This is a genomic window from Pseudomonas putida (assembly GCF_028682635.1).
Taxonomy (GTDB): domain Bacteria; phylum Pseudomonadota; class Gammaproteobacteria; order Pseudomonadales; family Pseudomonadaceae; genus Aquipseudomonas; species Aquipseudomonas putida_AE.
Genome location: NZ_JANHLK010000002.1, coordinates 194,472 through 212,224, shown reverse-complemented (window position 1 = coordinate 212,224; position 17,753 = coordinate 194,472). Strand labels below are relative to the sequence as shown.

General features: G+C 60.6%; 16 protein-coding genes. 10 read left to right on the top strand and 6 right to left on the bottom strand.

Annotated elements, in window-relative coordinates; translation table 11 throughout:
* Positions 1–25: 25 nt before the first annotated feature.
* The 4 genes from NPS56_RS03375 to NPS56_RS03360 form a co-directional block, all read right to left on the bottom strand.
* A complete protein-coding gene (locus tag NPS56_RS03375; RefSeq protein WP_274073457.1) occupies positions 26–1,201 on the bottom strand; it encodes a M20 aminoacylase family protein in 1,176 nt (391 codons plus the stop codon).
* 149 nt (positions 1,202–1,350) lie between these two features.
* The gene (locus NPS56_RS03370) at positions 1,351–1,674 is read right to left on the bottom strand and encodes an amidase (RefSeq protein ID WP_274073456.1); all 324 of its coding nucleotides are present in this window, start codon (positions 1,672–1,674) and stop codon (positions 1,351–1,353) included.
* Positions 1,671–2,765, bottom strand: a complete 1,095-nt coding sequence (locus NPS56_RS03365; RefSeq protein ID WP_274073455.1) for a serine hydrolase domain-containing protein — start codon at positions 2,763–2,765, stop codon at positions 1,671–1,673. The genes NPS56_RS03370 and NPS56_RS03365 overlap by 4 nt, the downstream gene beginning before the upstream one ends.
* A 160-nt stretch (positions 2,766–2,925) precedes the next feature.
* Positions 2,926–3,807 (bottom strand): acyl-CoA dehydrogenase family protein, encoded by an 882-nt coding sequence (locus NPS56_RS03360; RefSeq protein WP_274073454.1) that lies wholly within the window; start codon positions 3,805–3,807, stop codon positions 2,926–2,928.
* Between the two features lie 155 nt (positions 3,808–3,962).
* On the opposite strand from NPS56_RS03360, the gene olsB reads away from it, so the two are divergent.
* Complete coding sequence (gene olsB, locus NPS56_RS03355; protein WP_274073453.1) at positions 3,963–4,718, top strand: L-ornithine N(alpha)-acyltransferase; 756 nt, start codon at positions 3,963–3,965, stop codon at positions 4,716–4,718.
* Positions 4,718–5,509 (top strand): lysophospholipid acyltransferase family protein, encoded by a 792-nt coding sequence (locus NPS56_RS03350; protein WP_274073452.1) that lies wholly within the window; start codon positions 4,718–4,720, stop codon positions 5,507–5,509. Before olsB ends, NPS56_RS03350 begins: the two co-directional genes overlap by 1 nt.
* Before the next feature lie 101 nt (positions 5,510–5,610).
* Here NPS56_RS03350 and NPS56_RS03345 read toward each other — a convergent pair whose 3' ends face one another.
* On the bottom strand, positions 5,611–6,186 hold the full coding sequence (locus NPS56_RS03345) for an ACP phosphodiesterase (protein ID WP_274073451.1): 576 nt from the start codon (positions 6,184–6,186) through the stop codon (positions 5,611–5,613).
* Positions 6,187–6,355: 169 nt separating this feature from the next.
* Between NPS56_RS03345 and NPS56_RS03340 the strand changes: the two genes are divergently transcribed.
* The 5 genes from NPS56_RS03340 (at position 6,356) to NPS56_RS03320 (ending at position 10,521) form a co-directional block, all read left to right on the top strand.
* Positions 6,356–6,658 carry an ArsR/SmtB family transcription factor gene (locus tag NPS56_RS03340; protein ID WP_046816689.1) on the top strand — a complete coding sequence of 101 codons (303 nt, stop codon included), beginning with the start codon at positions 6,356–6,358 and terminating at the stop codon, positions 6,656–6,658.
* 35 nt (positions 6,659–6,693) lie between these two features.
* Positions 6,694–7,860, top strand: a complete 1,167-nt coding sequence (locus tag NPS56_RS03335) for an MFS transporter (RefSeq protein ID WP_274073450.1) — start codon at positions 6,694–6,696, stop codon at positions 7,858–7,860.
* Positions 7,861–7,882: 22 nt separating this feature from the next.
* Positions 7,883–8,932 (top strand): alkene reductase, encoded by a 1,050-nt coding sequence (locus NPS56_RS03330; RefSeq protein ID WP_274073449.1) that lies wholly within the window; start codon positions 7,883–7,885, stop codon positions 8,930–8,932.
* Positions 8,933–9,097: 165 nt separating this feature from the next.
* Positions 9,098–9,754 (top strand): hypothetical protein, encoded by a 657-nt coding sequence (locus NPS56_RS03325; RefSeq protein WP_274073448.1) that lies wholly within the window; start codon positions 9,098–9,100, stop codon positions 9,752–9,754.
* Between the two features lie 116 nt (positions 9,755–9,870).
* A complete protein-coding gene (locus NPS56_RS03320) occupies positions 9,871–10,521 on the top strand; it encodes a hypothetical protein (protein WP_274073447.1) in 651 nt (216 codons plus the stop codon).
* Positions 10,522–10,786: 265 nt separating this feature from the next.
* Here NPS56_RS03320 and emhR read toward each other — a convergent pair whose 3' ends face one another.
* Positions 10,787–11,419, bottom strand: a complete 633-nt coding sequence (emhR, locus tag NPS56_RS03315; protein WP_274073446.1) for an efflux system transcriptional repressor EmhR — start codon at positions 11,417–11,419, stop codon at positions 10,787–10,789.
* A gap of 268 nt (positions 11,420–11,687) precedes the next feature.
* Between emhR and emhA the strand changes: the two genes are divergently transcribed.
* From emhA to emhC, 3 genes are read left to right on the top strand one after another with little or no spacing between them, the layout of a single operon-like run.
* Positions 11,688–12,845, top strand: a complete 1,158-nt coding sequence (gene emhA, locus NPS56_RS03310) for an efflux RND transporter periplasmic adaptor subunit EmhA (RefSeq protein ID WP_274073445.1) — start codon at positions 11,688–11,690, stop codon at positions 12,843–12,845.
* A gap of 3 nt (positions 12,846–12,848) precedes the next feature.
* On the top strand, positions 12,849–16,013 hold the full coding sequence (gene emhB, locus NPS56_RS03305) for an efflux RND transporter permease subunit EmhB (RefSeq protein ID WP_274073444.1): 3,165 nt from the start codon (positions 12,849–12,851) through the stop codon (positions 16,011–16,013).
* Positions 16,010–17,470 (top strand): efflux RND transporter outer membrane subunit EmhC, encoded by a 1,461-nt coding sequence (gene emhC, locus NPS56_RS03300; protein WP_274073443.1) that lies wholly within the window; start codon positions 16,010–16,012, stop codon positions 17,468–17,470. Before emhB ends, emhC begins: the two co-directional genes overlap by 4 nt.
* Positions 17,471–17,753 lie beyond the last annotated feature (283 nt).

The following is a 17,753-nucleotide window of genomic DNA, read 5'->3' as shown; positions in this document are numbered from 1 at the left end:
CCAGCGGCAGTAGAAAGTGAAAGGCTCAGGCCGGCTTGAGCCAGCTCTCGGCCAGCGCGCCCCAATACGCCGCGCCGGTCAGCAGGATGTCGTCGTTGAAGTCGTAGGCGGGGTTGTGCACCATCGGCCGCGACACACCGTTGCCGATGAACAGGTAGGCGCCGGGGCAGCGTTGCAGCATCCAGGCGAAGTCTTCGCTGCCCATCAGCTTGGGCGTGTTGCCGTCCACCGCGTCGGCACCGATCAGCTCTACGCCGACTTGCCGGGCGAACTCGGTTTCGGCGGCGTGGTTGACCAGCACCGGGTAAGCCGGACGGTGTTCGATGGTCGAACTGCAACCAAAACTTTGGGCCTGGGATTCGATGATCGCGCGCACCCGCTCGAGGGTCTGCTCACGCACCTGGGCATTCAATGCACGCAGGCTCAGGCGCAGGATCGCCTGCTGAGGGATGACGTTGGCGGCCTCCCCGGCCTGCAATGCACCGACCGTCACCACCGCTGCCTGTTGCGCATCGATGTTGCGCGCAACCACCGTTTGCAGGGCCATCACTACGCTGGCCGCCGCCACCAATGGATCGACCGACAGGTGCGGCATCGAGCCGTGACCGCCGACACCTTCAATCGTGACGTTGAGCAAATCCTGGGAAGCCATCATCGGCCCTTCGCGAAAGCCCAGGTGCCCCGCCGGCAGGCCCGGCATGTTGTGCATGCCGAACAGTGCGTCGCAGGGAAAACGTTCGAGCAAGCCATCGGCGAGCATCGCTTCGGCGCCGCCCTGGCCTTCTTCGGCCGGCTGGAAAATCAGGGTCAGGGTGCCGTCGAACTGGCGAGTCGCCGCCAGGTAACGGGCCGCGCCCAACAACATTGTGGTGTGGCCATCGTGCCCGCAGGCGTGCATGCAGCCCTGATGCCGGCTGCTGTAAGCGGCGCCGGTATTCTCGATGATCGGCAGCGCGTCCATGTCCGCGCGCAAGCCAAGTTTGCGCGGGCTGTCGCCATTGCGCAGCACACCGACGACCCCGGTCTTGCCGATGCCCGTGTGCACCTCGTAGCCCCATTCCGAGAGGGATCTGGCCACCAGCGCCGAGGTGCGGTTTTCCTCGAAGCCGAGTTCCGGGTGGGCGTGGATGTCCTGGCGGGTGGCGTGCAGGTCGCTGGCGACGTCGTTGAGCCAGGCAAGAATGTGTTGATGTCGGGTCATGACGATTTCCTCGGGCCGGGTGTATTCCCGTTCTTTTTGTTCGTTATGATTTCGCGACGTTTAAAAAGGCAGGTCGCGCTCACCGCCAGATAACCGCGAGTCGCGCGCGAGGACAATCGAATGTGGTTCCACCAGATGGAACCTGCAGGTCAGGGGTTCAGGCGACAGCCCTGGTGCTCGCCGATCCACACGGCCATATTGCTGCGCCCCATCCCGCTGACCGTGATGCGCTTGCTGACCGCGTCATCGGTAAAGCCGCTGAATGGCAGCCATTGCTTGACGTAGCCACGGCAATACCCGGCGTCGTTGTTCATCACGTAGCGGCACGAACAGTATTCCTTGGCGGTGTAGGCGCTGATGATGTCCGGGAAGGCCCATAGCGCCACCCGCTCCTGCCAGACCCAGCCAAGCAAGGCGAGCAGCAGGATCAACAACAATGAACTGATCGGTCGGCGCCTCATGAAACCGCTCATGGTTTCACCGTCCCGGCAAACGCCTTCAGCGCGAGCTTGAGCAATTCGTTGTGCTGGTAGAGGCCATCGCGGTCATCGCCATAACGCACGATCACCAGGTTTTCCCCGGGAATCACATACAGCGCCTGCCCCCAATGGCCTAGGGCGGCGAAGGTGTCGGCGGGCGCATCGGGCCAGGGTCGGGCAACCCCGGCCGCGGCACGATTGAGCCACCAGTGGCCGCCGGGCACTGCATCATCCTGGTTGGCGCGATAGCCCGCGAAGGGTTCGCGATTGAATGCCACCCAGTCTTTGGGCAGCAGTTGTTTATCGCCCCAGCGACCGTCCCGCGCCATCAACAGTCCGATGCGGGCCAGGTCCCGAGCGGTGAGGTAGGCATAGGACGAGGCGACGAAGGTGCCCGCGGCGTCGGTTTCCCAGATCGCTCGGCGAATGCCCAGGGGTTCGAACAGCGCGGTCCACGGATAGTCCGCGTAGCGCTGCGCACCGACGATGGCTTTCAGCGCGGCGGACAGCAGGTTGGTGTCGCCACTGGAATAACGAAACGCCTGCCCCGGTGCGGCGTAGCTGCCGTGATCGGCGGTGAAGGCGGCCATATCGCGGTGACCTCGGGTGTAGAGCATGGCCACCACTGAGGAGTTGAGCGGTGCGTATTCGTAATCTTCCTGCCAGTCGAGACCCGAGGCCCAGTGCAGCAGGTCGGCCAGGGTCAGGTCCGGGTGTTTTTGCAGTGGCGGATAGAATTTGGCCACCTTGTCCTGCAGCTTGAACCGGCCTTCGCCATACGCCACGCCGAGGACGGTGGCCATCAGGCTTTTGCTGATGGACCAGGTTAGATGCGGTGTCTGGGCAGTGGTCGGGCCGGCGTAGCGCTCGTAGATCAACTGGCCGTCGCGGATGACGAGCAAGGCGTCGGTGCGGATGCCTTGATGGGTGGTGTCGTCGCGGGGTGGGAAGGCGTAGTTTTCCAGGGCCTGGAGTGCTGGCCCGGTGACGGTCGGGCCGGGCGACCATTGTTCGGCGGGCCAGTTTTCAGCGCGGGCCGTCAGGCTGAGCAGCAGCATGAAGATCAGGGACAAGCCTTTGAACATGGCATGGGCTCGTGGGGATGAACTGCTGAGCCTAGTAGAGGTTGATGACAGTTCCGGGATTGGTGTTGTTAATGCGGCCGCCTTCGCGAGCAAGCCCGCTCCCACAGGGGACGCATTTCAAAATGTGGGAGCGGGCTTGCTCGCGAAGGGGCCGGTCAATTCACTGAAAATTCACGAGTGCCTTAGCCAATCGCTTGCCCCGCGCTTCAGCCGCCAGTTCCATCACCCCCTGATCCCGCTGCCACATGGCCGCCCACTCCGGCGGCCCCTCGGCCAGCGCTTCATTGATCTCACCCTTGAGCCCCTCGAACTGCGCAAACAACCCACCGAGCAATACATGCCCCGCCGGACTGACGGGGGGATGTCGACTGACCTCCGCACACCCGGCCAGCAGCGCCAGCAAGCGCAATTGCAAGGCCTGCGGCCAGTCACAGTCCTGACCGACGCCGTACAGCCAGGCGGTCATGGCACTCAATACATAGATGTCTTCCAGGGTTCGGAACGGCTTGACGTAGGCATCCCAGCCATCCCCCGCCAGCAGTTCGCACAGTGCGTTATCGAGAATCAGGCGGCCATGGCTGATGTCCGGCATCAACGGGATCGGCGGCAGTTTCTCCACCCGCACGCCCGGCTCATCGGGGTAGGCCACCGCCAGGCTCAGGCGCGGCGTTTCGCCGGGCTGTTCGCTGCGCGCGGCAATCAGCAGCCAGTCGGCGGCATCGCCTGCGGTGACGAAATCCTTGCGCCCGCTCAAGCGCAAATCGTGCAGGCGGGTCTGCATGTCAGCCACCCGCAGGCTGCGTTGCTCGGTGGCGCACAACGCACCAAGGCTCGGCGGCGCGCTTGGCCAGAGCATGCGCAACGCCGCCTGATAACCCACCAGGAACGCCAGCCCCGGCGTCGCCATCATGCGTGCGCCGACCACGGCCAGTTCAAACGGAGTGACGTGGCCCAGCTGCTGCAACAACGTGGCGAACCCTTCGCCCAGATCCGGGTTGGCGGGCAGGCGAGCGTGGCGGTTCAACAGGGTTTGCCAGGGCATAAGAGGCTCCTTGTGGGCTGTCATACAAGCATCACCAAAGCTTAATGGCGATGACACCGGGGCTACATAGCCTGACTTTGCACAACACGGCTGGATAAAGAAAGTCGATTCGCTGTAACCCAAAGACGGGTGAGCAGCCCGCACGGAGATTCGTCATGACTCAGATCGCCCGCATCAGCGACACCGGCAACGAACGCCGCCTGCAAGCCGAACGCCTGGTGGGCGAAGAGGCTTTGCAGCAAGCCCAGGCCCTGCGCTTCAACGTGTTCAGCGGCGAATTCAACGCCAAGCTCAAAGGCGCGGAACTGGGTCTGGACATGGACGACTACGATGTTCACTGCACCCACATCGGCGTGCGCGACCTGAACACCGGGCGCCTGGTGGCGACCACCCGCCTGCTCGACCACACCGCCGCCAGCAGCCTGGGCAAGTTCTACAGCGAAGAAGAATTCAGCCTGCACGGCCTGGTCCATCTGCAAGGCCCGATCCTGGAAATCGGCCGCACCTGCGTCGACCCGGCCTACCGCAACGGCGGCACCATCGCCGTGCTCTGGGGTGAGCTGGCCGAAGTCTTGAACCAGGGTGGCTACAGCTACCTGATGGGTTGCGCGAGCATTCCAATGCAGGACGGCGGGATCCAGGCCCATGCGATCATGCAGCGCCTGCGCGAACGCTACCTGTGCACCGAACACCTGCGCGCCGAACCGAAAAAGCCGTTGCCGACCCTGGATATTCCCTCCAACGTGATCGCCGAAATGCCGCCGCTGCTCAAGGCCTACATGCGCCTGGGCGCGAAGATCTGCGGCGAGCCGTGCTGGGACGAAGATTTCCAGGTGGCCGATGTGTTCATCCTGCTCAAGCGCGACGAACTCTGCCCGCGTTACGCCAAACACTTCAAGGCGGCCGTGTAATGAGTCGCTTGCGCGTGTACGCGCGAATCGCACGGGTGTTGCTGGTGGTCGGGCTCGGCTTGAGCATGGCCAGCGTGTTCGGCGTGTTCGAGCGACTGGGGCTGGCCCACTCGATGGAACGCCGCCAGCGCTGGTCGCGGTTTTTCATGGCGCGCCTGGGCAACGCCCTGCCCTTCGATGTGACGGTTCACGGCAAGCTGCCGCAAGTGCCGATGCTGTGGGTCAGCAATCACGTGTCCTGGACCGATATACCGCTGCTGGGCATGCTCACGCCGCTGTCATTCCTGTCCAAGGCCGAAGTGCGCACCTGGCCCGTCGCCGGCTGGCTGGCAGCCAAGGCCGGCAGCCTGTTCATCCGCCGTGGTTCGGGCGACAGCCAGTTGATCCGCAAACAGATGACCCGCCACCTGGCGCACGCCCACCCGCTGCTGATGTTCCCCGAGGGCACCACCACGGACGGTCGCTCGCTGCGCACCTTCCACGGTCGCTTGCTGTCAGCCGCCATCGACTCCGAAGTGGCGCTGCAACCGGTGGCGATTCGTTATGTGCGCAACGGCGAGCCCGACACCCTGGCGCCGTTCATTGGCGACGATGATCTGTTGTCGCACTTGATGCGCCTGTTTGCCAATGACCGGGGCGGTGTGGAAATTCACCTGCTCAAGCCGATTGCCTGCGAAGGTCGCGAGCGTGCGGCACTGGCGTTCGAAGCCCAGCAGGCGGTGCAGAAGGCGTTGTTTGGGGCCATACCGGAGAAACAGCAAGCCCCAATACGCCCCGCTATCGCGGCCTGACCCATTTCCCCTGTGGGAGCGGGCTTGCTCGCGAATGCGGATTCTCCTTCACCATTGATGTTGACTGACATACCGCATTCGCGAGCAAGCCCGCTCCCACCCTAGATCTGCGTTGCCTGGGCGAAATCCTGAAGGTGCGGATAGAACAACCGGAAATCCTCGCTCAACGGCTCATACAGCACCCGCAGTTCCTGCATCGCAGCCGCCAGCTCTTCCGGCCGGGTCAGGCGCCGCGAAATCCCCCGCAACACCTGCTCCAACACTTCAAATTCCTGATACGAGCCCAACCAGTCGTTGGCCACCATGTGCGGTGCGATTTTCGCCAGGCGTTCCGGTAGTTGCGCTTGTGTGGACAGCACCCGGTACACGTCCGAAGTGAACAACTCCAGCGGCCGGTCGGCATACAGCGCCCAGTCCCGGGCCAGGCAATGGTCGAAAAACACGTCGAGCACGATGCCGGCATAGCGCCGACGCGTCAGGGAAAACCGCGACAACGCGGTATCCACCAGCGGATGGCGATCGGTGAAAACGTCGATGCTGCGATGCAGCTGGATGGCCGCTTCGATCTCCGGGTCGAACTGCCCTTGCAGCCGCCCTTTGACGAAATCGCCATACAGGCTGCCGAGCAATTGACCAGGACGCTGGCCACCGAGGTGAAGATGTGCGAGATAGTTCATGGGCGCAGCTTAACATTGCGCCTGTGTCTCTACACCCAACATATCGTTATAACCCGATATACCGATTTATTCGGTCGTCAGACCGAAATCATATTGGTATATCGCGAAATAACGATTTAAAGTTCGCTTCATCGCGATATAGCGTTTTACACATCACGAGCCCCCAACCATGAACCTTGAACTCGACGAAATAATAAAAGCCCTGGCGCACCCGGTACGGCGAGAAATCCTGCACTGGCTCAAAAATCCGGACGTCGAATTTCCAGACCAGTCCCACAGCAACGAGCACGGCGTTTGCGCCGGGCAGATCGATCAACGTTGCGGTTTGTCGCAGTCCACGGTGTCCGCGCACCTGGCCACCCTGCAACGCGCCGGCCTGATCAGCAGCCGCAAAGTCGGCCAGTGGCATTTCTTTAAACGCAATGAGGAAACCATTCAGGAGTTCCTCAAAGTCTTCAGCAAAGAGCTCTGACCCTTTACGTCAGCCAGCCGAAAAGGAATTATCCAATGCCCCTCTCGCTACTCATATTGGCCTTGAGCGCCTTCGCCATCGGCACCACCGAGTTCGTCATCATGGGCTTGCTGCCCGACGTGGCTGCCGACCTCGGTGTGTCGATCCCCGGCGCCGGCTGGCTGGTGACCGGGTACGCCCTGGGCGTGGCCATCGGTGCGCCGTTCATGGCACTGGCCACCGCCCGGCTGCCGCGCAAGGCCGCCCTGGTCGCGTTGATGGGCATCTTCATTATCGGCAACCTGCTCTGCGCAGTGGCCAGCGACTACAACGTGCTGATGTTTGCCCGCGTGGTCACCGCGCTGTGCCACGGTGCGTTCTTCGGTATCGGCTCGGTCGTGGCGGCGGGACTGGTGCCGGCCAACAAGCGCGCATCGGCCGTGGCCTTGATGTTCACCGGCCTGACCCTGGCCAACGTACTGGGCGTGCCGCTGGGCACCGCGCTCGGTCAGCAGGCCGGCTGGCGTTCGACCTTCTGGGCAGTGACCGTGATCGGCGTGATCGCGATGATCGGCCTGATCCGCTTCCTGCCGGCCAAGCGCGATGAAGAGAAACTCGACATGCGCGCCGAATTGCGCGCTCTCAAAGGCGCCGGCATCTGGCTGTCGCTGAGCATGACTGCACTGTTCGCCGCGTCGGTGTTCACCCTGTTTACCTACGTCGCGCCGCTGTTGGGCGAAGTCACCGGCGTCTCGCCCCGTGGCGTGACCTGGACCCTGATGCTGATCGGCCTGGGCCTGACGGTGGGCAACATCATCGGCGGCAAGCTGGCGGACAAAGGCCTGGCCGCGACGCTGATCGGCGTCTTCGTCGCCATGGCCGTGGTCTCCACCGTGCTGACCTGGACCAGCGTCGCGCTGATCCCCACCGAAATCACCCTGTTCCTCTGGGCCACCGCATGTTTTGCCGCCGTACCCGCCCTGCAAGTCAACGTGGTGGCCTACGGCAAGGCCGCGCCGAACCTGGTCTCGACCCTGAACATCGGCGCCTTCAACGTCGGCAACGCCCTCGGCGCCTGGGTCGGCGGCAGCGTCATCGCTCACGGGTTCGGCCTGACCAGCGTGCCCCTCGCGGCAGCCGTACTGGCGGTGCTCGCCCTGCTGGTCACCCTGATCACTTTCCGTCAGAGCGGTAATCCCGAACTGGCCCCCGCTACCAACTGATACCTCACGAGGGATGCAATAAATGACTACTATTTTCGATCCGATCAAACTGGGCGACCTCGAGTTGGCCAACCGCATCATCATGGCCCCGCTGACCCGTTGCCGCGCCGATGAAGGCCGCGTACCGAATGCCCTGATGGCCGAGTACTACGTACAACGCGCCTCCGCCGGCCTGATCCTCAGCGAGGCCACTTCGGTCACGCCGATGGGCGTCGGCTACCCGGACACCCCGGGTATCTGGTCCAACGACCAGGTGCGTGGCTGGGCCAACGTGACCAAGGCGATCCACGGCGCGGGCGGCAAGATCTTCCTGCAACTGTGGCACGTGGGTCGTGTATCGCACCCATCGTACCTGGGTGGTGAAGCACCGGTCGCTCCGAGCGCCATCCAGCCCAAGGGTCATGTCAGCCTGGTTCGTCCACTGGCCGACTACCCGACCCCGCGCGCCCTGGAAATCGAGGAAATCGCCGACATCGTCGACGCCTACCGCACCGGTGCCGAGAACGCCAAGGCCGCCGGTTTCGACGGCGTGGAAATCCACGGCGCCAACGGTTACCTGCTCGACCAGTTCCTGCAAAGCAGCACCAACCAGCGTACCGACAACTATGGTGGTTCCGTGGAAAACCGTGCTCGCCTGTTGCTGGAAGTGACCGACGCCGCGATCGAAGTCTGGGGCGCCGGCCGTGTCGGTGTGCACCTGGCACCGCGCGCCGACTCCCATGACATGGGCGATGACAACCTGGCAGAAACCTTCACCTACGTCGCTCGCGAACTGGGCAAGCGTGGCATCGCATTCATCTGCTCGCGCGAGAAAGAAGGCGCCGACAGCCTCGGCCCGCAGATCAAGGAAGCCTTTGGCGGCCCGTACATCATCAACGAACGCTTCACCAAGGACAGTGCCAACCAATGGTTGGCCAGCGGCAAAGCCGATGCCGTCGCCTTCGGCGTACCGTTCATTGCCAACCCGGACCTGCCGGCGCGCTTGAAAGCGGATGCGCCACTGAATGACGCGCGTCCTGAGCTGTTCTATGCCAAGGGCCCGGTCGGCTACATCGACTACCCAACACTGTAAGCGTTACCGTTAACACGCAATAGCCTCGACTTGAAAGAGCCGAGGTTTTTTTGTTTAGGCATTTGATTATCGCCACCGGCAATAAACCATTACACCAATACCAAACAGCTTAATCGCACCCCTGCTATTATCTACAACTACCAACTACCAAAAAGGGGTAATATCATGGACGATAAAGAAAACAATCAAGAAAACAGCAACGAAGACATTAAAGATGTAACCTTTGAACAGAACTTTCTTAAAGACATGACCCGCGCCATGCTGCCCGCCTATTTGCAGCACCTGGTCAGTTTTGCCGAAGATAGAGCAGACATAGATAACGCCATAGACAAACAGAAAACCGTGGAGGAATTCGACGAATTCATCCGCAAAGGTAAGCGGGACGAGGAACAGGCCTGGCGCTCCATCAGTAACGATGAGTCTCCCAACAGCGTGACTGTCTACATCTTCAATGCCACCGCAAAAACGTTCAGCCTCACCACAACAAGCTCGTATAACGGCGCTCCCCCCAGTGAGGCTTGTGTCCTCGAACCCTGGGACTGCGCGTCAATCATACTGCGCAGCGAGCCACCCACTAAAAAAAACCCTAACATCAAAGTCAATCATGACCTCTCTTTTGAAAGTGGCAAATTTGCATTCCAATTCAATACATCGCTGAGTTTGAAAGGTGATGGTCCTTTTGTCCTCAAGGTTACATTCACTCCCCACATTCAACATACTGTGCGATCTATTGGTAAGGAACAATTGAAGTGCACCTCCAGTATCACCAGAAGCCTGTCAAAGGAACCCTACAGCTACAGCGTCGTGATCAGGCTGGGTTAACAGCTTTAGGCATTTGATTTTCGCCACCAGCAACAATCCATTACACCAATAAAATACACCTTAATCGCACCCCTGTTATTATCTATAAATACCAACCACCGAAAATAGGTAATATCATGGACGATAAAGAAAACAATCAAGAAAACAGCAACGAAGACATTAAAGATGTAACCTTTGAACAGAACTTCCTTAAAGACATGACCCGCGCCATGCTGCCCGCCTATTTGCAGCACCTGGTCAGTTTTGCCGAAGATAGAGCAGACATAGATAACGCCATAGACAAACAGAAAACCGTGGAGGAATTCGACGAATTCATCCGCGAAGGTAAGCGTGACGAGGAACAGGCCTGGCGCTCCATCAGTAACGTTCAGTCTCCCAACAGCGTTATCTTCTACATCTTCAATGCCACCGCAAAAACGTTCAGCCTCACCACATCAAGCTGGGATAACGGCATTCACCCCAACGAGAAATATGACCTTGAACCCTGGGACTACTTGTCATTCATACTGCGCAGTGAGCCACCTAGAATAGGTACCAGAAAATTTCGTGAAATCAAAGTCAATCATGACTTCTCTTATGAAAGTGGCAAACTTGCATTCCAATTCACGACATCGCTGAGTGTGAGCCTTTCCACTACTGGACTCACTCCCCACCTTAAACATACTGTTCGATCTATTGGTAAGGAAAAATTGAAGTGCACCTCCAGCATCACCAGAAGAATACCAAAGAGCCCTTATAGCTACATCGTCGTGATCAGGGTGGGTTAACAGCACCTGAACAGAACACGCAAGCGCTTGATAGCAGGCGCTTGCCCTGTACTTCGTTGACGCAGTTCCCGCTTTCCATCGATCAGCCTGCGAATCAAGCTCCCTCCCGGCGACAACACAAATTTCCTACAAAATACGTAGTTCATTGACTGTGAACCGGTCGAGCATCCGTATATAAAAGCACCCCATACCGCAAGTCGCGTGAAGAAAGGTTCATCTGGCGCTGCATCGATTGACACGGCTGCAGTCAATTACGCATCTTGCTTCATTTGCGCAAGCTGGGGCTGAAGCGCAACAGGTCCAGCCCGGTATCGACCCAACGCTCAGCCTCGCTGTGCAATTGAAAGCTGTCGGGGGCCAGCAGCCACTGGTACAGGATGCCATCGATGTAGGCATGCAGGCTGATGGCCGCGCGAGCCGTGTCGAGGTTTTCCGGCAGTTGCCCGCGATTCACGGCGTTACTCAGGGCCAGGCCGATCCGTACATTGCAGTCCAGGCTGGCCGCCACACGCTGCTGGCGCAAGTCGCACATTTCATCGGTGAACTCGCACTTATGAAACAGAATTTCGTTGATGCGTCGGGTTTTCGGGTCCAGCGCAATTTGATGAAACAAATGAATCAACAGCTTGCGCATGCAGCCCAGGGGGTCGGGTTCGTCCGGGCTTTCGCTGGCCTTGGCCATTTCATCCAGGGGCTCATGCAGGGTGTCGAGCATGGCCTGTACCAGGTCCGCCTTGTTGCTGAAATGCCAGTAGATCGCCCCGCGGGTAACGCCGGCCAGGGTCGCGATGTCCGCCAGGGTCGTGCGCGCCACGCCCCGCTCGAAAAAGGCTTTCTCGGCCGCTTCGAGTATCTGGCTGCGGGTTTCTTGGGCTTCCTCTTTGGTACGACGGACCATGGCAGTACAACCTCAATCAGGATGCTTCAGCGATGTCTGGATATCAGCTGAATAAAAGCGGGGCGAGAGCTCTTGGGTATCGTCCCCGGGCTTACGATTTGAACCTTTCCAGGACGTTTGTAACGACCTGGATACACGGCCAGGGCCTTTACAAACAGCCGTGAATGTAAGTATATTCCTTAGCATGCTACTTATCCACCCGGACCCCACTTTTTAACCTTCCATCTTTTCTTGTGCGTTTTTTTTCGCGCCTGACCCGAGGATTTTCATGCAATTCAAGCCAGCTGTTACCGCTCTGGTCGCCGCCGTCGCCCTGGCATCGCTGCTCAGCGGATGCAAAAAGGAAGAAGCTCCACCGGCCGCACCACCGCCTCAGGTCGGCGTCGTTACCCTGCAAGCGCAAACGTTTACGCTCACCTCGGAATTGCCGGGGCGCACCAGCGCGTTCCGCATTGCCGAGGTTCGTCCACAGGTCAACGGCATCATTCTCAAGCGCCTGTTCAAGGAAGGCAGTGACGTCAAGGCCGGCCAGCAGCTCTATCAGATCGATCCATCGGTCTATGAGGCGACCCTGAAAAGCGCCGAAGCCAACCTGCGTTCGACCAAGTCGATTTCCGATCGCTACCAGCAACTGGTCAACGAACAGGCCGTAAGCCGCCAGGAATACGACACCGCCGTGGCCAACCGCCTGCAATCGGAAGCTTCGTTGCAATCGGCGCAGATCAACGTGCGCTACACCAAGGTCTACGCGCCGCTGACCGGCCGCATCGGTCGTTCCACGGTGACCGAGGGCGCGCTGGTCAGCAACGCGCAGACCGAAGCGATGGCCGTGATCCAGCAACTGGACCCGATCTACGTCGATGTGACGCAATCTTCGGTCGAACTGCTGCAACTTCGGCGCGAACTGGAAAGCGGTCGCCTGCAGAAGGCCGGTGACAACGCCGCCAAGGTCAAGCTGACCCTCGAGGACGGCAGCGAATACAAACTGGACGGTAAACTGGAGTTCTCCGAAGTCTCGGTCGACCAGACCACCGGTTCCGTGACCCTGCGTGCCGTGTTCCCGAACCCTGATCACACCCTGCTGCCGGGCATGTTCGTGCACGCACAGTTGCAGGCTGGTGTGAACAGCGCGGCGATCCTGGCCCCGCAACAAGGCGTGACCCGCGACCTCAAGGGCAGTCCGACCGCACTGGTCGTCGGCCCTGACAACAAGGTTGAACTGCGTCAGCTCAAGGCCAGCCGCACCGTCGGTAACCAATGGTTGATCGAAGACGGTCTGAAAGCCGGCGATCGCCTGATCACCGAAGGCCTGCAATTCGTCAAGCCAGGCATCGAAGTCAAGGCCACTGACGCCACTAACGTAGGCGCCAAGAACCCGGCCCCCGCCAAGCCAGCTGAGCAGGCTGCCAGCGGCAAAGGGGAGTAACTCATGTCCAGATTTTTCATCGACCGTCCGATTTTTGCCTGGGTAATAGCCCTGGTGATCATGCTGGTCGGGGCACTGTCGATCCTCAAGCTGCCGATCAACCAGTACCCGAGCATTGCACCGCCGGCCATCGCCATTTCCGTGACCTACCCGGGCGCTTCCGCGCAAACCGTGCAGGACACCGTGGTCCAGGTGATCGAGCAACAGCTCAACGGTATCGACAACCTGCGTTATGTGTCTTCGGAAAGTAACTCCGACGGCACCATGACCATTACCGCGACCTTCGAGCAAGGCACCAACTCCGATACCGCGCAGGTCCAGGTCCAGAACAAGCTGAACCTGGCCACCCCGCTGTTGCCGCAGGAAGTGCAGCAACAAGGTATCCGCGTGACCAAGGCAGTGAAGAACTTCCTGCTGGTGATCGGCGTGGTGTCCCGTGACGGCAGCATGACCAAGGACGACCTGTCCAACTACATCGTGTCGAACATGCAGGACCCGATCTCGCGGACCGCCGGCGTCGGCGACTTCCAGGTGTTCGGTTCGCAGTACGCCATGCGTATCTGGCTCGACCCGGCCAAGTTGAACAACTTCAATCTGACCCCGGTCGACGTCAAGACCGCCATCGCCGCGCAGAACGTCCAGGTGTCCTCCGGCCAGCTCGGCGGCCTGCCCGCCCTGCCCGGCACCCAGTTGAACGCGACGATCATCGGCAAGACGCGCCTGCAGACCGCCGAGCAATTCAACAAGATCCTGCTCAAGGTCAACAAGGACGGTTCCCAGGTTCGCCTGAAAGATGTCGCCGAAGTCGGCCTGGGTGGCGAGAACTACAGCATCAACGCCCAGTTCAACGGCGCCCCGGCGTCCGGTCTGGCCGTGAAGCTGGCCACTGGCGCCAACGCCCTGGATACCGCCAAGGCCCTGCGCACGACCATCGACAGCCTCAAGCCGTTCTTCCCTGAAGGGATGGAAGTGGTGTTCCCGTACGACACCACGCCGGTGGTGACCGAATCGATCAAGGGCGTGGTACACACCCTGGTCGAAGCGGTTGCGCTGGTGTTCCTGGTGATGTTCCTGTTCCTGCAGAACTTCCGTGCCACCATCATCACCACGATGACGGTTCCGGTGGTATTGCTCGGGACATTCGGCATCCTCGCGGCGGCCGGTTTCAGCATCAACACCCTGACCATGTTCGGCATGGTGCTGGCCATCGGCTTGCTGGTGGACGACGCCATCGTCGTGGTGGAAAACGTCGAACGGGTGATGAGCGAAGAAGGCCTGTCGCCCAAGGAAGCGACCAAGAAGTCCATGGGGCAGATCCAGGGAGCATTGGTCGGTATCGCCCTGGTGCTGTCGGCGGTATTGCTGCCGATGGCGTTCTTCAGCGGTTCCACCGGTGTGATCTACAAGCAGTTCTCGATCACCATCGTCTCGGCCATGGCCCTGTCGGTACTGGTTGCCCTGATCTTCACCCCGGCGCTCTGCGCCACCATGCTCAAGCCGATTTCGAAAGGCGAGCATCACACCCCGAAACGCGGCTTCTTCGGCTGGTTCAACCGCAACTTCGACCGTGGTGTCAGTAGCTACGAGCGTGGCGTGGGCAACATGCTCACGCACAAGGCGCCGTACCTGCTGGCCTACCTGATCATCGTCGTCGGCATGATCTGGCTGTTCACCCGCATTCCAACGGCGTTCCTGCCGGAAGAGGACCAGGGCGTACTGTTCGCCCAGGTACAGACCCCAGCCGGTTCGACCGCCCAGCGCACCCAGGTGGTCGTGGACGAAATGCGTGAATTCCTGCTGCGTCCGGGCAAGGATGGCGGTGAAGGCGATGCGGTTAACTCGGTGTTTACCGTGACCGGCTTCAACTTCGCCGGCCGCGGCCAGAGCTCGGGCATGGCGTTCATCATGCTGCGCCCATGGGAAGATCGAAACGCCGACAACAGCGTGTTCAAGGTCGCGGCCCGTGCCCAACAGCACTTCTTCACCTTCCGCGACGCCATGGTGTTTGCCTTCGCCCCGCCAGCGGTACTGGAGTTGGGTAACGCCACCGGTTTCGACGTGTTCCTGCAGGACCGCGCCGGTATCGGTCACGACAAGTTGATGGAAGCCCGTAACCAGTTCCTCGGCATGGCGGCGCAAAGCAAGATCCTGACCCAGGTGCGTCCTAACGGCCTGAACGACGAACCGCAATTCCAACTGGAAATCGACGACGAGAAGGCCAGCGCCCTGGGCATTACCATCGCCGACATCAACAACACCCTGTCGATCGCCCTGGGCAGTAGCTACGTCAACGACTTCATCGACCGTGGTCGGGTGAAGAAGGTTTACGTGCAAGGCCAGCCGGGTTCACGCATGAGCCCTGAAGACCTGAACAAGTGGTACGTGCGCAACAGCGTCGGCACCATGGTTCCGTTCTCGGCGTTCGCCAAGGGTGAGTGGATCTATGGTTCACCAAAACTGGCCCGCTACAACGGCGTAGAAGCGATGGAAATCCTCGGCGCCCCGGCTCCGGGTTATTCCACCGGTGAAGCCATGGCCGAAGTTGAAGCCCTTGCCGCCAAACTGCCGAAGGGTGTCGGTATTTCCTGGACCGGCCTGTCCTACGAGGAACGGCTGTCCGGCTCGCAAGCGCCGGCGCTGTACGCCCTGTCGTTGCTGATGGTGTTCCTGTGCCTGGCGGCGCTGTATGAGAGCTGGTCGATTCCGATCGCGGTGATGCTGGTCGTTCCGCTGGGGATCATCGGTGCGCTGATGGCCACCAGCCTGCGTGGTTTGTCCAACGACGTGTACTTCCAGGTGGGCCTGTTGACGACCATCGGCCTGGCGGCGAAAAACGCCATCCTGATCGTCGAATTCGCCAAGGAACTGCACGAACAAGGGCGCAGCCTGCGTGAGGCGGCCATCGAAGCCTGCCGCATGCGTCTGCGACCGATCATCATGACCTCCCTCGCCTTCGTGCTCGGCGTGGTACCCCTGGCGATCTCCACGGGCGCAGGTTCCGGTAGCCAGCATGCCATCGGCACCGGCGTGATTGGCGGTATGATCACGGCAACCGTTCTGGCGATCTTCTGGGTCCCACTGTTCTTCGTCACCGTGTCGGCCATGGGTCAGCGTAAAAACGTCGACCAGGAAGACGCTACTGAAACTCCTAAAGAGGCTGGCCAATGAGCAAGTCGCTACTCTCCCTGGCAGTCGCCGCCTTCGTGCTAAGTGGCTGCTCGCTGATACCTGACTATCAGCGGCCGGACGCTCCGGTGGCAGGTCAATACCCGCAGGGCCCGGCATACTCGCCGGCCCAGGCACCGGCGCAGGCCGCTGCCGAGCAGGGCTGGAGGCAGTTTTTCCATGACCCGGCGCTGCAGCAGCTGATTCAGGTATCCCTGGAAAACAACCGCGACCTGCGTGTCGCGGCCCTGAACATCGATGCCTTTGCGGCTCAATACCGCATCTCGCGCGCCGATCTGTTCCCGGCCGTTTCGGCCAACGGTAGCGGCAGCCGTCAGCGCCTGCCGGCTGACGCTTCTCAGACCGGTGAAGCGGGCATCAGCAGTTCCTACTCGGCCACGGTCGGCATCAGTGCCTACGAGCTCGACATGTTCGGGCGGATCCGCAGCCTGAACGAAGAAGCGCTGCAGCAGTACTTCGCCACCGAAGAAGGCCGCCGCAGCACGCAGATCAGCCTGGTGGCCAGTGTGGCCAACGCCTACCTGACCTGGCAGGCCGACAAGGAACTGCTCAAGCTGACCCAGGACACCCTGGCGGCGTTCGAGGAGAGCTACAAGCTCACCGCCCGCAGCAACGAAGTGGGGGTCGCTTCGGCACTGGACCTGGCGCAGTCGCGCACCTCGGTGGAAAACGCCCGGGCGCAACTGGCCAAGTACACCCGTCAGGTCGCCCAGGATGAAAACAGCCTGGTGCTGCTGCTCGGCACCGGCATCCCGGCCAACCTGCAGGCGGCCAAACCACTGGCGGACGATCTGTTGGCCGAAGTACCGCCTGGCCTGCCGTCGGACCTGCTGCAGCGTCGTCCGGACATCCTGCAGGCCGAGTACAACCTCAAGGCCGCCAACGCCAACATTGGCGCGGCGCGGGCGGCGTTCTTCCCGAGCATCAGCCTGACGGCCAACGCCGGCACCCTGAGCCCGGACCTGTCCGGCCTGTTCAAGGGTGGCTCGGGCACCTGGCTGTTCCAGCCGCAGATCAACCTGCCGATCTTCAACGCCGGCAGCCTGCGCGCCAGCCTGGATTACTCGAAAATCCAGAAAGACATTGGCGTGGCGAACTACGAGAAGTCTATCCAGACGGCCTTCCAGGAAGTCGCCGATGGCCTGGCCGCGCGCCAGACCTACGTCCAGCAGTTGCAGGCACAGCAGGACTTCGTCAATGCCAACCAGGACTACTACCGTCTGGCCGAGCGTCGTTACCGCATCGGTGTCGACAGCAACCTGACCTTCCTCGATGCCCAGCGTCAGCTGTTCAGTGCCCAACAGGCACTGATCACCGACCGCCTGGCGCAGCTGGTCAGCCAGGTCAACCTGTACAAGGCCCTGGGTGGTGGCTGGAACGAACAGACGGCGAAGAACGAGCCGTTGAAGGAAGAAGCGCCGAAGTTGAAGTTGTTCTGATGGTGCTGTGAAAAAACATGAAGCCCACCTTTTGGTGGGCTTTTTGTTGGTTGCAGGAAAGTATGCGTTGTCAGATCCGGCCCCTTCGCGAGCAAGCCCGCTCCCACATTCGATCGTATTCTTCCTGGAGGAACCCGGTTGAATGTGGGAGCGGGCTTGCTCGCGAAGGGGCCAGTATCGACAACACAAATCTCACCGCCAATCTTACGTTCGATAATCGCCCAAAACCTGCTTTCACAGATTGAACCACCTAGTACATTCACATCACCATTCGATCCACAAA

Excerpts from the sequence above, each read along its gene's own strand:
- NPS56_RS03375 (WP_274073457.1), bottom strand. The coding sequence starts at position 1,201 with ATGACCCGACATCAACACATTCTTGCCTGGCTCAACGACGTCGCCAGC.
- NPS56_RS03370 (WP_274073456.1), bottom strand. The coding sequence starts at position 1,674 with ATGAGCGGTTTCATGAGGCGCCGACCGATCAGTTCATTGTTGTTGATC.
- NPS56_RS03365 (WP_274073455.1), bottom strand. The coding sequence starts at position 2,765 with ATGTTCAAAGGCTTGTCCCTGATCTTCATGCTGCTGCTCAGCCTGACG.
- NPS56_RS03360 (WP_274073454.1), bottom strand. The coding sequence starts at position 3,807 with ATGCCCTGGCAAACCCTGTTGAACCGCCACGCTCGCCTGCCCGCCAAC.
- olsB (WP_274073453.1), top strand. The coding sequence starts at position 3,963 with ATGACTCAGATCGCCCGCATCAGCGACACCGGCAACGAACGCCGCCTG.
- NPS56_RS03350 (WP_274073452.1), top strand. The coding sequence starts at position 4,718 with ATGAGTCGCTTGCGCGTGTACGCGCGAATCGCACGGGTGTTGCTGGTG.
- NPS56_RS03345 (WP_274073451.1), bottom strand. The coding sequence starts at position 6,186 with ATGAACTATCTCGCACATCTTCACCTCGGTGGCCAGCGTCCTGGTCAA.
- NPS56_RS03340 (WP_046816689.1), top strand. The coding sequence starts at position 6,356 with ATGAACCTTGAACTCGACGAAATAATAAAAGCCCTGGCGCACCCGGTA.
- NPS56_RS03335 (WP_274073450.1), top strand. The coding sequence starts at position 6,694 with ATGCCCCTCTCGCTACTCATATTGGCCTTGAGCGCCTTCGCCATCGGC.
- NPS56_RS03330 (WP_274073449.1), top strand. The coding sequence starts at position 7,883 with ATGACTACTATTTTCGATCCGATCAAACTGGGCGACCTCGAGTTGGCC.
- NPS56_RS03325 (WP_274073448.1), top strand. The coding sequence starts at position 9,098 with ATGGACGATAAAGAAAACAATCAAGAAAACAGCAACGAAGACATTAAA.
- NPS56_RS03320 (WP_274073447.1), top strand. The coding sequence starts at position 9,871 with ATGGACGATAAAGAAAACAATCAAGAAAACAGCAACGAAGACATTAAA.
- emhR (WP_274073446.1), bottom strand. The coding sequence starts at position 11,419 with ATGGTCCGTCGTACCAAAGAGGAAGCCCAAGAAACCCGCAGCCAGATA.
- emhA (WP_274073445.1), top strand. The coding sequence starts at position 11,688 with ATGCAATTCAAGCCAGCTGTTACCGCTCTGGTCGCCGCCGTCGCCCTG.
- emhB (WP_274073444.1), top strand. The coding sequence starts at position 12,849 with ATGTCCAGATTTTTCATCGACCGTCCGATTTTTGCCTGGGTAATAGCC.
- emhC (WP_274073443.1), top strand. The coding sequence starts at position 16,010 with ATGAGCAAGTCGCTACTCTCCCTGGCAGTCGCCGCCTTCGTGCTAAGT.